The sequence below is a fragment of the Hymenobacter negativus genome (assembly GCF_017571495.1).
GTDB lineage: Bacteria > Bacteroidota > Bacteroidia > Cytophagales > Hymenobacteraceae > Hymenobacter > Hymenobacter negativus.
This window is the reverse complement of record NZ_JAGETZ010000001.1, coordinates 879,293-891,875: the sequence shown is the minus strand read 5'-3', so window position 1 is coordinate 891,875 and position 12,583 is coordinate 879,293. Positions and strand designations below refer to the sequence as shown.

Sequence of the window (12,583 nt, the reverse complement as noted above, 5' to 3'; positions counted from 1 at the left end):
CCCGATTCAATCCAGAATCGGGGCTTTGTTATACCGGCTTCATCACTTATCAAAACCAGTCGCATTGCGCTGCGTTCTACTTGCAATGAAGGCGAAAACTACCTGCCGTAGCCCACCTTCTGGCGCACCTTGGCCAGCACGCCAGCTCCGTATTCCTGCGCCCGCTTCGCCCCGATGGCCAGCTTGGCATCAAGCTCCGGCAGGTTGTTCATGTAGAAATTGAACTGCTCCCGCTCTGTGGCAAAGCGGCGCAGAATCAACTCGTACAGCTCTTTTTTGGCGTGGCCGTAGCCGTAGCCGCCGGCCAGGTAATTCTGGCGCATGGTTTCAATCTCGGTTGGCGAGGCGAGCAACGAGTAGAGCTTGAACGTAACGTCCGTATCCGGATTCTTGGGCGCTTCCAGCGGCGTGCTGTCCGAAATAATGGTTTTAATAGCCTTCAACAGGTCTTTTTCGGGTAGAAAAATGTCGATAATATTGCCGTAGCTCTTGCTCATCTTGGCGCCGTCGGTACCGGGAATAGTCATCAGCTGCTCGTCGGCGCGGGCTTTGGGCAGCACCAGCGTTTCCCCGTAGCGGTTGTTGAAGGCGCTGGCAATGTCGCGGGCAATTTCCAGATGCTGAATCTGGTCTTTGCCCACGGGCACGATTTCGGCATCGTAGAGCAGAATATCAGCCGCCATCAGCACCGGGTAGGTGAACAGGCCAGCATTCACGTCCGACAGCTTGTCCGACTTATCCTTGAAGCTGTGCGCGTTGGCCAGCATGGGGTAGGGCGTGAAGCAGCTCAGGTACCAGGTCAGCTCGGTCACCTGCGGCACGTCGGACTGCCGGTAAAACAGGTTTTTCTCGGTGTCGAAGCCGCAGGCCAGCCACGCGGCGGCCACGGCGTAGGTATTGGCGCGCAGCACTTCCGCATCGCGCACAGTGGTGAGCGAGTGCAGGTCGGCGATGAAGTACAGCGAGTCGTTGGCTGGGTTTTTCGATAGCTCGATGGCTGGGAGGATGGCGCCAAGCAGGTTGCCCAGGTGGGGGCGGCCCGTGCTCTGGATGCCGGTAAGGATGCGGGACATGTGGAGATTTTAGATGTCAGTTGTCAGGTGCACGTTGGCTAAGTATTTAGTTGACTAACACCGGGCAACAAATAACTGACAACCAAATTAAGGAGTTAAGCGCACACCCTGGTTGTAGGCGTGCACGGCGGCCGCGAGCTGAGCCCGGCTCACGGCGTTGGTAGCAAATTGGCGCTGGAGCACCGGGTCGGCCGGAAACAGGGCTGCCACAAAGGTGCCAGGTGCTAGCTTCTGGTCAAAACCCGGTGTGCGGCCGGGACTATATGCAAAGAACGTACTCGTACCGGCTTTGCGCAGCATCGGCAGCCTTACGTGGGCCTTAAAATTGGTCCCCATTTCTACCTGATAGTGGTAATAGAACAGTTCGACCGGTCCGGTTTCCAGCATTTCCAGCAGCGCGGGTTCTTTAAAATCCGCATCGGTGCCGCTGAGGAAGCGAAAGTCATTCACCCGCACAAATTGGTGGCTTTCAACGGTGAAGGAAGTGACCTCGGCGGCCCGAAACTTGCGCTCCTTGCCGTTTTTTACACCTACCATCATCGTGGGGCTGCCGTTTTCGGCCAGCATCAGCTTTAGTGAAGCTTCGCCCTTTGAGCCGTTGGCGAGCTGGTAAGTGCCCGGCGCAAAATTGAACTGGGCACGGGCTTCAGTAGACAGTAGCGAGGCACCGGCCGCCAGCAGAAAGAAGTATGGTCGCATGGCGGTGAAAGGATGGCGAGCGCAAAAAAGTTACACACTCAGGTTTTCAGCGGCTTCTTCCTGTAGCTCGGTTGTTTCCTCTTTGCCCAAGTACTTGTCAATCAAAAAGTGCGACAGATACAGGACCGGCGTGAGCAAGATGGCTGCCGCGAACTTGTACCAGTAATTAGTATTAGCTACCGAAATAACCTGGTCGAAAGTCCAGTTGCCGAACACGTAAAACGCCACGTACAGCACCACAAACGAATCGACCAGCTGCGAAACCAGCGTGGAGCCCGTGGCCCGCAACCAGATAAACCGGCCATTGGTAGCGTTGCGCAGGGCTGCAAAAATGGTGGCGTCAAGCACCTGCCCCACGGCGAAGGCCACAATGGACCCGGTGATGATGCCCAGTCCCTGGCGGAAGATACTCTGATAAGCAAAGTCAATGTTGAACGGCCTGCCCTGGTTATCAGTCTTGTTCACATCGAGCCAGAAATCGGCCGGTGGGAGCTTGGTGGTGAGGTAGATGACCCCGAAGGCAAACAAAATCAGGACCACTGTGAGGTAGCTGATGCGCAGCACCCCGGCCTTGCCGAAATACTCGTTGATGATGTCCGTAGTCACAAAAACTACCGGCCAGATGAGCACGCCGGCCGTGAGGTTGCCGGGCAGCCCCATCAGCTTATCAGCCGAGAAAATCTTAACGCCGATGATTTCGGCAAGCAGCGCATTTACCAGGAAAATGCCGCTGAGCACAAGGTAAAGCTGCTGTTTTTTGTTGGCGAAAGAGGTCATGAGCGCAAAGCTACAGGCTCACGACCAGTCCCTCCGTGGCAAGCTCAGCATTGGGGAAAACGGCCAGGGCTTCATCCAGTAGCGGGTCGAGGGCTTTGTAGCGGCTCGAAAAGTGGCCGATGAGCAGGCGCTTGACCCCGGCAGCCTGGGCAATCTGGGCGGCCTGGCGGGCGGTGCTGTGGTGGGTTTGAGCGGCGCGCTCGCGCATCTCTTCCAAGAAAGTGGCTTCGTGGTAGAGCAGGTCGACGCCCGGAATGAGGTCGACAAGGGCGGGCGTGTAGAGCGTATCGGAGAAGAAGGCGTAGCGGCGCGGCGTGGGAGCGGGGGCCGATACGTCGGCGTGGCGTACGCCCGGCTGCTGGTCGTCGGCGGGCAGGTCTTCGCCTTGGGCCAGGCGTGCCAGCTGCGCCGGCGTAAGGCCGGTGGGCAGCTTCTCCTTCAGAAGGTTGGCGCGGCGCGGCTTTTCCGCGAACAGGTAGCCGGCACATGGGATGCGGTGGCGCATGGGCAGCGAGGCCGCCGTTATGTTCTCATCCTCATACACCACGGCATTGACGGTGGTATCCACCGGAATAAATTCCATGGCAAAGCCCAACTGCATGTTCGATACCCGCGCCTGGGTCACCAGCACTTCATCAAGGCCGGGCGGGCCGATGATGGTGAGTGGCTGCGTGCGGCCCTGCAAGTGCATGGTGCCCAGCAGGCCAAATAGCCCAAAATAATGGTCGCCGTGCAGGTGCGAGATAAAAATGGCCCGCATGTGGTGGGGGCGTACGCGGTACTCCAACATCTGCCACTGCGTGCCCTCGCCGCAGTCGATGAGGTAGTTGGATGCGCCCACCGTGAGGACCTGCGCCGTGGGATGACGCCCGGCGGTAGGAGTGGCCGAAGCCGAGCCCAGAATCTTCAGCTCAAAAGTCAAGATGAAATAGTTATTAGTTGCTCGTTATTCGAACGGAGCAGAAACAAAAGTTGGTTGTCGGCTGCCAGCTTCACTAAACTGACAACTGACAACCAACAACTGGCAACTATAAAAAAACTACTCCTTGTCCGTCAGGTCGCGCTCGATGGCGTGCAAAAACACGCGGTCAATACCTTCTTCTACCGTGGGCAGAATGTGCAGAACCGATTCGAGCTTGCTGATGGTGATGAGTTTCAGCACGTGGTCTTGCAGGCCGGTGAGTACCAACAGGCCGCCCGTGGAATTGCAAAGACGGTTGGCAATGAGAATGGAGCTGAGGCCCGACGAATCCGTGTACTTCACGTTAGTGAGGTCCAGAATCAAGTTGTTAATGCCTTCAGCGTTCAGCTTCACGAACTCCGACTTGAGGTCCGGCGCAACAGTCGTGTCGAGCTTCTTCTCCTCAATCGTGATAATGGTGTAGCTTTCTTTTTTATCAATCGTGTACTTCATACAGCGTAAGCAAGGAGGGTAAGAGAACGGCGAAGGTAAAGAAAAAACCCAAAATTTTGGGTGAGTTGCCTGCTATTTTATGGTAGGCCGAACCGTGGCGGGCGGTCCGGCAAAGGTGAGTGAGGCCCAGGTCGATTGCCAGTCGGCGCGGTCGTGCAGTTTGGCGGGCGAAACACCCATTTCAACGGCAGCTAGCAAGTATGGCCCGGGTCCGGACAGACGTAACAAAATTCTTCCGTTTTGGTTGGCGCGAGTGGTGTAATGCGTGGTGGGCAAGCTGCCGGGCTGCCGTTGCCACACCTGCACGGCCACGCCAAAGGCTGGCTTGCCGGCTCGCAGCACGCGTACGGTTAGGGCTTTATCGGCGGCCAGGCGGTAGGGGTTTTGCTCGGGCACCAGCTCCAGCGGCAAGCCGTAGACGTGACGGCAAGCGCTGTCAGTAGCCGTGGCGGTGGCAGCTGCTTCGCCCACCTGAATCAGGGCTTTGGCGCAGCGGCGGTAGGTTTCGCGGCCGGGCTTGGCCATTTCGTCGCGCTCCTGACGCAGCTTCAGGGCGTAGTCGAGGCCTTCTTCGCGCAGGTAGGCGGTGAACTGGTCGGCGGGGAGCTCAATAAAGGAATTGGTAGAGCGCAGCAGCACAACGTGGGTGCCGGGCTGCTTGAAGTAAAAAGCCGTGTGGAAAGTGTCTGCTTCGGTGGGGCTGATGGGGGTGAGGCTGGTACTGTCCGTCGGGGTGGGGCCGTAGCGCACGAGGCGCTGGATTTTGGTGGCCTTGGTGGTCCAGGGCTCGCCCTTAAAATCAGCTCCGACAAAGGTGTGCACGCTCACCGTCTGGCCCGGTTGCAGGCGGAAGCGCGGGGCTTCCAGCCAAAACTCATGGGCGAGGGCAGCGGAAGTAGTCAGCAGGAGGAGAATAGGTAAAAGGCGCGCCCTCATAAAGTTAATTAAACAGCAGATTTTTACTGCCGCTCCAGCGCCAGGGCGTAGGCCCGGTCGTAATACACGCGCAGGTTTTTCCAGTCGAAAAGCTCGGCGGAGCTTTCCACGGCGTTGCGCTGCATGATGCGGTCGCGGCGGCTGAGTTGCACAAATTGCCAGAGCATGTCGCAAAGCTCATCGGCCGATTCGTCGAAGGATTTTTCTTGGCGATGCACCACAAAAATGCCTTTGCCTTCCGGGTCCGGCACGTTCTGCAGGGCGTAGTCGCCAAAGCCCGACAGGTCGGATGTGATAGCGGGTACGCCGCGGGCCACGCACTCCAGCGGGGTGTAGCCCCAGGGCTCGTAGTAGCTGGGGAACACGCCCATGTGGCAGCCGCGCACAAACTGGCCGTACTCCATGCCCAGCAGAGGCGAGGAGGGGGATACAAAATCGGGGTGGTACACCATCTTCACCCGGTCGTGGCGGTGGTTGAGCAGGTTGGACCGCCGTAGGTAGTTCAGGATGTCGTCGTTCTGGTCGTTCACCAGGTTGTGGGTGATGACTGGGGGCAGCGCGTTGGTTTTCCAGCTTTGGAGCTGGCGGCGGTAGCGCAGGCGCCAGTAGTCGTCCACCATCGTGCTGAGCTCGGGTAGCTTGTGGTCCTGGCTGGCGGCGGCGGCGTAGAACAGCCGCTCGCCCACCTGCTGCTCAATGGCGCGGCAGGTCTGGCGCACTTCTTCTAGCTGCGCACGGCGCTCCAACACCTGCGGGTTGATGCTGGTGTAGGGCCGCTTGGTGATGAAAAACATCACCACCTGCACGTCAATCCCGCTTTGCTGGAGGCGGTAGTTGAGCCGGGCCAGGGCTTCCAGCGTCAGGTCGAACCCCTTGTTATGGTACTCGTAGCGGCCTGAGGTGAAGAAATACAGCGTCTTATCCAGGTCGAAGGAATACGACTGGAAGAAATGGGCCATCACAAACTCGTGAATCTTGGCCTTGTACTGCTGGTGCAGGTTCTGGAACTCGTGCAGGGCCACGAAGCGCTCGATATTCAGGCCATTGGGCAGCACGGCGTCGGGAATCCTATCCAGTAAATAGATGCACTCGCGCACTGTCAGCTCACTCACGGTGGTGAACACGTGGCTGCCGTGGGCGGCGGCGCGCTCCATCTTCACAGCCGACTCAATGTTAAAGTGCTTGGCTTCGGCCTCCCAGTTCACCCACATGAGGTGGTCGTAAAAGGCCGGGTCGTTCATGGCCAAGTAGCGGCCCAGCAGCGTGGCATGGGTGGTGAAGAGCAGGTGCGCGGGCACTTGCAGGCGCCGCAGGTCGGGGATGGCCACACCGGTCATCCACTCGTGGAAGTGACCCAGCAGGCGCCGGCCGGCCAGTTGGGCCGCTACGTGCTGAAAGAAAATGGTGGTGAGGTGCCCAAAGGCGATGACCTGGTGCAGCAGGTCGTCATTGTCCGGCGAGGGAATACCGTGGCGCTGCCAGAGGTCGGATTTGAGCTGGCCGAGCCGGTTGTAGGCCTGAAATGGATTGATGAGCACCACGCGGGGCCGGCCCGTCACCAGCCAGGTGCCGTAGCACACGTCGTAGCCCTCGGCCCGCATGGCCCGCACAGCCGCCCCGAAAGCGTCGGGAGCGGTGTGCACGGTCAGGTCGTCGAAACTTTCGAACTCGCCCTGTGCCATGTTGGGGAAGTAGGGGCCTACCAGGCAGTACCGGTCGCCCCAGGCGGGCATGGTGGCCGGCACCTTGCTCCGGATAACGGTATAGATACCACCCACTTGGTTGCATACCTCCCAGGCCACCTCTACCAGTAGAGCGTCAGGATGGAGGGCGTCGGGGGTGTGGGGTATGGATTGCATAGGGGTGGGAATGGACTATCAGGGGAAAGAACGCGGCGAAAGGTAAGCCGGTTGCCGCTCAGAAACCACCGCCAACGGCCTTTTTTGGAGCCGTGACCAGAAAATACCGGGAATGCGCTGCCCAAAACATTGCTTCTTACTGGTTGTTAGCTCCGCTGTTATTTCACCAACAACCTTCCCGATTATGGCTGATAAGACCAACGTTCTTACCTTCGAACACGAAATTCTGCCTGTGCTGACGCAACGCCGCAGCCCCCGTGCCTATACAAACAAGCCCATCCCTGCTGAAGTGGTGGAGCAGGTGTTCACCGCCGCGTCATCGTCGGCTTCCTGCTTTGGCGAGCAGCCCTGGCGCTACATCCTGGGCAACCAATCGACCAGCCCCGAGGCTTTCCAGAAAATTCTGGGCAGTATGATGGAGTTCAATCAGGTATGGGCCAAGAATGCCGGCGCGCTGGTCGTAGGCGTAGCCAAGCTGAATTTCTCGCACGACAATAACCCCAACAACTGGGCGAAGTACGATGTGGGCCAAGCCACCGCTACCCTGGCAATTGAGGCCACCGAATTGGGCCTGCAAATCCACCAGATGGCCGGCTTCAAGCCCGACGTGCTGCGCACGTCCTTCAACATCCCCGAGGGCTACGAGCCCGTGGTAGTGTTCACGTTGGGCTATCCCGGCCCCGCCTCCGACCTGCCCGACCCGCTCCGCGAGCGCGAAGAAGCCCCCCGTACCCGCAAGCCTTTGGCCGAATTCCTATTTGAAGGTGCTTGGCCTACGCCGGAAGGCGAACGCTACGACCAGGCAACCGTTTAGCGCCAGGGGTTAAATAGAACACCGTCATGCCGAGCTGAGCGGAGGCATGACGGTGTTTTATTTAAGGCATTTCGTAGGAAGTACTCCTCCTAATGCAACGCCCGCTTCTTGATGATGCCACCCTGCGCGTCATCAATCCGGTACTGCACGATAAAGGCTTGCGGGTCTACTTCCTGCACGGCGGTGCGTAGGCCCGGCAATTCCAGACGGGTAACGACGGTGAACACAATGTCGCGCTCTATGCCCATTTCGCCACGCTTGCCGTAACCCGATTTGCCCTGATACATGGTGACGCCGCGGCCCAGCTTTTCGGTGATGACCTTCCGAATGGCATCGCTGTGTTCCGACACGATGGTGACGCCCGTGTACTGCTCGATGCCGTTGAGCACGAACTCCAGCACGCGGGCGGCGGCGAAGTAGGTGAGCATGGAATAAAGCGCCGGCTCGGTGCCCAGAACCAGCACCGCCACGCTGAAGATGACAACGTTGAGAATCAGGATTAAGTCGCTGACTTTGAGCAGCACCAGGTAGCGGCTCACGAGCAGGGCGGCAATTTCGGTGCCGTCGAGCACAGCCCCGCCGCGCATGGCCAGCCCGATGCCGGCCCCAATAAATACCCCGCCGAAAACGGCCGTCAGCAGGCGGTCGGAGGTAATGTCGGGGAAATGCACGAAGGCCAGCACCAGCGCCAGCCCGCCAATGCCCAGCGCGCTACGCAGGGCAAACCGGCGGCCCAACTGCCGGTAGCCCAGGGCAATAAACGGCAGGTTGATGACCAGAATAAGAACGGACAGCGGCAGGCGAAATGCCGCCGCCAAGAGCATGGAAACCCCCGTAACGCCGCCATCAATAAAGTGACTGGAAAGAAGAAAGGATTCGAGCCCGAACGCGGCCGAAATCACGCCCGCTATAATGAAAAGAGCGTTTTTTAGTTCAGAATTAGGGTTGTTGATGTTTTGGGCGGTGGGTGGAGTTGGGTCCATAAGCAGAATGAAGGGAGGGCGGTTGTAATCGTTCTTAAATCAAAGAACGTCATGCTGCGCGCAGCATGACGTTCTCTTTGGATAAATAATAGCGTGTTCAGGCTTAGGCTTCCTGCGACAAAATCAGGGCCGCGTAGGGGGCAACCGCAATGCTGCCGTGGAAGGGAAAACCGTCGTATTCGCCTTCCTCGGCGTCCATGCCGAAGCTGGGCATGTCGCCAAAATCGCCGTCGTAGCCCTGCCAGTCGCTGTTGAAGCGTACGCGCCAGTGGCCGGGACCAGGCAGGCCGACGGTGTAAGCTTCGTGCGCCTGGTTGGCGAAGTTGGCCAGCACAATAGTCGTGTCGTTGGGGCCACCGGCACCGTCGGCCCAGCGCACGAAGGCCACCAGCTTATCGGTGTTGTTGACGTGCGACACGCGGGTGTGCTGCCCGCCCAGGCCCCGCGTGGTGCCGTGGTAGTTGCGGCGTAGGCTGATGAGGTCGCGGTAGAGGCCCACCAAACCGGCGCGTTCCTCCACGCGCTGCCACTGTAGCGGCTCGGTATCGACAAAAGACCCATCAGCCAGGAATTCCTGGCCCTGAAACAGCATCGGAATGCCGGGTGCGGTGAGCACCAGGGCCGCGCCCAGCGTGGCCCGTTTCTTTGGGTACCAATGGTCGGCCGCGCCAGGCATGATTTCCTCGGGCACGCGGCTTTTGCCGTTGGCCACTTCGTCGTGGCTTTCGGTGTAGATGACGCGGCGGAAGGCGTTGTCGTTGTAGCTCTGCGTGAGGGCTTCGGCCACGGCGTTCATGTCGCGGTCGGCATCGTTCTGGGTAGTGAGGGCGTCGCGAATGGGGTACACAAACGAGCTGTCCCATTGCGAATCGAAGCCCTGGCCGCCATTGGCCACGCTTTCGGTGATGCCGGCGTTGCCGCGCATGTCCTCCGCGATGGTGATTTTCCAGGGCATGGTCTGGTCGATTTCCTCGTTAATCCAGCGCATCAGGCTCCAGCCATCGGGCAGGTTGTCGCCGGGGTCTTCCTCCCCTTTCACGTTGCGGATGAAGGCAATAGCATCGGCGCGAAGGCCGTCGCAACGGTAGTCATTCAGCCACATCAGGGCATTGTCGCGGATGTATTGGCGCACTTCGGGGCGGCCGTAGTCGGGGCGGTTGTCGCCCCAGGGCGTGTGGGCGCGCCAGTCGTTGTAGAAGTAGATGCCGCCCCCGTCGTTCTCGCTCCAGCCATCAAACTGCCAGAGGTCGAGGTCGCCGGGGCCGAAGTGGTTGTATACCACGTCCAGCACCACTGCAATGCCGTGCTGGTGGGCAGCTTTCACCATTTCCTTGAAGGCCACGGGCCCGCCGTAGTCGCTTTCCAGCGCAAACGGATTAGCGGGGTTGTAGCCCCAGGAGCGGCTGCCGGGAAACTCCGTGGCGGGCAGCAACTCGATGCAGTTGATGCCTAAATCGCGCAGGTAGGGGAGCTTTTCGGCCACGCTGGCGAAGGTGCCAACGTGCTCCTCATCGGGGGCGTTGAAGGTGCCGACGTGCAGCTCATAAATCACCAGCTCGTTCCAGGCGGGCATCTGGAAATTGTCGTCGCCCCAGTCAAAATTGGGGTCGTGCACTACCGAGGAGCCAGCCGAATTGGTCACTTGGCGGGCATACGGGTCGTTGCGGTCAATATCGTTGCCTTGGTTGGTGATGCGGAATTTATACTCAGCGCCAACGCCGGCTTCGGCTACATCAGCAGCCCAGTAGCCATTTTCTTCTGGTTGCAGCGGGTTTTTATCGCCCTGCCAGTCGTTAAAAGTGCCGACAACAGCTACTTTCTCAGCATTGGGGGCCCATACGCGGAAGGTGGTACCGGCGGCGTGGGGCACCGCACCCATGCCGGGCTGCAGATTGGGGCTGGGCGGAGCAGCCGGGGCCGTTTTGGCCGGGACCATTTTAGCGGGGGCCGATTTGGAAGATGCCAGGGGAGCGGTTTGAGCGCGGGAAGCGGGTTTGGAAGCGGAAGCGTTGGACATTGAATAAGCAACTGCCCACCGCCGGGGCAGCCGAAAATGCGGCCGATACTGGACGGTAGGTAACCCAGGCATACGAAACTGACCAGCTTTTGGCCAAAAAAGCCCCGCAATGGGACTCAGTCCCGCTGCCAGCCAGCTAAATGGCCCCACTGCTATATTTGAGCCAGCCATCCACTTTGCGTACTTTTTGGGTTATGCACACCACTGAAACAGCCACTGAGGCCGCCGAGGGTCCCACCATCCTTTACCACCGCCGCCACGCCAGGCAGCAGGTAGCCAAAGCCATTGGGCATGTGGGCCCGGCGGTGTTGTTTCTGCTGGGCGTAATGCCCATTCTCCTGGGCGAGGAGCATATCTCACTGATGAGCGGGCTGGAAATAGCCATCGGTGCGCTGTACCTGGTGCTGATGGTGCGCGAGCTGCGGCACCTGCGGCACAACCCATTTCACCGCGAGCGGGTGGCATGGCTGGAGCTGGCAGCGGCTGCCATTCTGGCCATGGAGAGCTACCACATTTGGCACCGCCACCACGAAGCCGAACTGGCCGGCGCCCCGCACCGGCTGCACACGCTGCCGTGGCTGTACGCGGTGCTGGCCGTGGTGTATGTGGTGCTGGCCTTCCGGATGCACAAGCTCGGCAGCCGCCGCTTTCTGCACCTGCACTCGGAGGGGTTTGCGGTGCGCACCAAGCATTTGGCACCAGTGCAGGAACTTCGCTGGGCCGATATTGCCACCGTCGCGCCCGATGGCCCTGCCGGTGTGCTTGTGTGCCAGCCTAATGGCCGGGAGTACCGCATTTCTTTTGCCAGTGTGCACGATGGCGCCGCGCACCGCGACCGGCTGCTGGCGCATGTACGTCAGCAAGGGGTGCCCGATTCGTCGGCCGAGGAAGTGCTTTGATGGGCAACTTTGACCCTTGGTTTGGGGTTTTGGAGGTAATCTTTGCCCCGCTTTTATTCAACATATGCCCCGCCCCAAACCCGTTATTTTTGGCCTCTACGGCTGGTCGCCCGACTACGGCTTCCGCTACATTCACCCTGCCAACCGCCGCTCCTTTGAACTGCTGGAGCCCGTGGGCAAGCTATTCGAGAAAATATCTGAGGACGACGAAGGCGAGTGGATAACCATTCGCTACGATGAGCAGCAGTTCCTCGTGCGGCCCGAGCTGTTTAAGGAAATCTATCACAAGCCCAAGTTCAGCTTCGGCGATGCCGTGGAAGAAGTGACGCCCCAGCCCGGCCAGTACCGCCACTTCGGCCACATTTCCGACGTATTCTGGAACGACGCCACCGATACCGCCACCTTCCAGATTGTGGAGCGCAAGCGCAAGCTGCCGCACGTGTTTGCGGCCAGCGAGCTGCGCGCCGACTAAGTAGGGCAGCCGCGCGACTAAACGTTCGCGCGGCTGTCCGGCGCCTCAGTCCTCTCGTTTTAATCAGTCTGAAAATGCCTGCTCCCCGCCCCATTCCCAATTCCTATTGGGCCACGCCGCTGCTACTCGCCTGCGAATACCCCGGCGCACCCACCGATGCCGATGCCACACCCAAAATCGATGCGCTGCTGCAGGCCGGCATCCGTGACTTCTACGACCTGACCGAGCCCGGCGAGCTGCGTCCCTACGAGGCGTTGCTCCAGCAGCGGGCCGCATACCTTGGCCTGGGGCCAGAGGAGGTGCGTCACCACCGTTTCCCGGTGCGCGATAGAGACGTGCCCACCCGCGAGCGGCTGGACGAGGTGCTAACTGCCCTGGCCGAGAGTACTGGCGCTGGTCGCCCGGCCGCCGTGCACTGCTGGGGAGGTATTGGACGCACCGGCACCGTGGTAGGCTGTCATTTGCAGCACGTTCATGGCCTGAGCGGCGAGGAGGCCCTGGCCCGCATTGCCCACGAGTGGCAGACGGTGGCCAAAGTGCACCGCGCCCCCATTTCACCCGAAACACCTGCCCAGTTTGCCCTGGTCCGGCAGTACCTGGCGGGGCAGGGCAAACTGGGCAGTGTGTAAGCAACAGTGCC

13 protein-coding genes are annotated in these 12,583 nt (G+C 59.8%); 4 read left to right on the top strand and 9 right to left on the bottom strand.

Annotated features, from left to right (window positions below; all coding sequences use genetic code 11):
- Positions 1-98: 98 nt before the first annotated feature.
- The 7 genes from trpS to J4E00_RS03970 form a co-directional block, all read right to left on the bottom strand.
- Positions 99-1,073, bottom strand: a complete 975-nt coding sequence (gene trpS, locus J4E00_RS04000) for a tryptophan--tRNA ligase (protein WP_208173711.1) — start codon at positions 1,071-1,073, stop codon at positions 99-101.
- An 87-nt stretch (positions 1,074-1,160) separates the two neighbouring features.
- The gene (locus tag J4E00_RS03995; RefSeq protein WP_208173710.1) at positions 1,161-1,772 is read right to left on the bottom strand and encodes a hypothetical protein; all 612 of its coding nucleotides are present in this window, start codon (positions 1,770-1,772) and stop codon (positions 1,161-1,163) included.
- 30 nt (positions 1,773-1,802) lie between these two features.
- Entirely contained in the window at positions 1,803-2,549 is a 747-nt protein-coding gene (locus J4E00_RS03990) for a queuosine precursor transporter (protein ID WP_208173709.1), read from the bottom strand.
- 10 nt (positions 2,550-2,559) lie between these two features.
- Complete coding sequence (locus J4E00_RS03985) at positions 2,560-3,471, bottom strand: ribonuclease Z (RefSeq protein ID WP_208173708.1); 912 nt, start codon at positions 3,469-3,471, stop codon at positions 2,560-2,562.
- A gap of 117 nt (positions 3,472-3,588) precedes the next feature.
- Positions 3,589-3,963: an STAS domain-containing protein gene (locus J4E00_RS03980; RefSeq protein WP_046246220.1), complete on the bottom strand. Its 375-nt coding sequence runs from the start codon at positions 3,961-3,963 to the stop codon at positions 3,589-3,591.
- A gap of 72 nt (positions 3,964-4,035) precedes the next feature.
- Positions 4,036-4,899, bottom strand: coding sequence for a DUF4198 domain-containing protein (locus J4E00_RS03975; protein ID WP_208173707.1), 864 nt, complete (start codon positions 4,897-4,899; stop codon positions 4,036-4,038).
- A gap of 23 nt (positions 4,900-4,922) precedes the next feature.
- Positions 4,923-6,758, bottom strand: coding sequence for a glycosyltransferase (locus tag J4E00_RS03970; protein ID WP_208173706.1), 1,836 nt, complete (start codon positions 6,756-6,758; stop codon positions 4,923-4,925).
- Positions 6,759-6,942: 184 nt separating this feature from the next.
- Here J4E00_RS03970 and J4E00_RS03965 point away from each other — a divergent pair, with 184 nt between their 5' ends.
- On the top strand, positions 6,943-7,572 hold the full coding sequence (locus tag J4E00_RS03965; RefSeq protein ID WP_208173705.1) for a nitroreductase family protein: 630 nt from the start codon (positions 6,943-6,945) through the stop codon (positions 7,570-7,572).
- A gap of 89 nt (positions 7,573-7,661) precedes the next feature.
- Here J4E00_RS03965 and J4E00_RS03960 read toward each other — a convergent pair whose 3' ends face one another.
- Positions 7,662-8,555: a YitT family protein gene (locus tag J4E00_RS03960; protein WP_208173704.1), complete on the bottom strand. Its 894-nt coding sequence runs from the start codon at positions 8,553-8,555 to the stop codon at positions 7,662-7,664.
- Between the two features lie 103 nt (positions 8,556-8,658).
- Entirely contained in the window at positions 8,659-10,572 is a 1,914-nt protein-coding gene (locus J4E00_RS03955; protein ID WP_236049401.1) for an alpha-amylase family glycosyl hydrolase, read from the bottom strand.
- A 194-nt stretch (positions 10,573-10,766) separates the two neighbouring features.
- On the opposite strand from J4E00_RS03955, the gene J4E00_RS03950 reads away from it, so the two are divergent.
- The 3 genes from J4E00_RS03950 (at position 10,767) to J4E00_RS03940 (ending at position 12,572) form a co-directional block, all read left to right on the top strand.
- Positions 10,767-11,471 (top strand): hypothetical protein, encoded by a 705-nt coding sequence (locus J4E00_RS03950; RefSeq protein ID WP_208173703.1) that lies wholly within the window; start codon positions 10,767-10,769, stop codon positions 11,469-11,471.
- Positions 11,472-11,535: 64 nt separating this feature from the next.
- Positions 11,536-11,943, top strand: coding sequence for a DUF6960 family protein (locus J4E00_RS03945; RefSeq protein WP_208173702.1), 408 nt, complete (start codon positions 11,536-11,538; stop codon positions 11,941-11,943).
- A 74-nt stretch (positions 11,944-12,017) separates the two neighbouring features.
- Positions 12,018-12,572 (top strand): fused DSP-PTPase phosphatase/NAD kinase-like protein, encoded by a 555-nt coding sequence (locus tag J4E00_RS03940; RefSeq protein ID WP_208173701.1) that lies wholly within the window; start codon positions 12,018-12,020, stop codon positions 12,570-12,572.
- Positions 12,573-12,583 lie beyond the last annotated feature (11 nt).

Excerpts from the sequence above, each read along its gene's own strand:
- J4E00_RS03980 (WP_046246220.1), bottom strand. The coding sequence starts at position 3,963 with ATGAAGTACACGATTGATAAAAAAGAAAGCTACACCATTATCACGATT.
- J4E00_RS03950 (WP_208173703.1), top strand. The coding sequence starts at position 10,767 with ATGCACACCACTGAAACAGCCACTGAGGCCGCCGAGGGTCCCACCATC.
- J4E00_RS03960 (WP_208173704.1), bottom strand. The coding sequence starts at position 8,555 with ATGGACCCAACTCCACCCACCGCCCAAAACATCAACAACCCTAATTCT.
- J4E00_RS03940 (WP_208173701.1), top strand. The coding sequence starts at position 12,018 with ATGCCTGCTCCCCGCCCCATTCCCAATTCCTATTGGGCCACGCCGCTG.
- J4E00_RS03945 (WP_208173702.1), top strand. The coding sequence starts at position 11,536 with ATGCCCCGCCCCAAACCCGTTATTTTTGGCCTCTACGGCTGGTCGCCC.
- J4E00_RS03955 (WP_236049401.1), bottom strand. The coding sequence starts at position 10,572 with ATGTCCAACGCTTCCGCTTCCAAACCCGCTTCCCGCGCTCAAACCGCT.
- J4E00_RS03975 (WP_208173707.1), bottom strand. The coding sequence starts at position 4,899 with ATGAGGGCGCGCCTTTTACCTATTCTCCTCCTGCTGACTACTTCCGCT.
- J4E00_RS03995 (WP_208173710.1), bottom strand. The coding sequence starts at position 1,772 with ATGCGACCATACTTCTTTCTGCTGGCGGCCGGTGCCTCGCTACTGTCT.
- J4E00_RS03970 (WP_208173706.1), bottom strand. The coding sequence starts at position 6,758 with ATGCAATCCATACCCCACACCCCCGACGCCCTCCATCCTGACGCTCTA.
- J4E00_RS03965 (WP_208173705.1), top strand. The coding sequence starts at position 6,943 with ATGGCTGATAAGACCAACGTTCTTACCTTCGAACACGAAATTCTGCCT.
- J4E00_RS03990 (WP_208173709.1), bottom strand. The coding sequence starts at position 2,549 with ATGACCTCTTTCGCCAACAAAAAACAGCAGCTTTACCTTGTGCTCAGC.
- trpS (WP_208173711.1), bottom strand. The coding sequence starts at position 1,073 with ATGTCCCGCATCCTTACCGGCATCCAGAGCACGGGCCGCCCCCACCTG.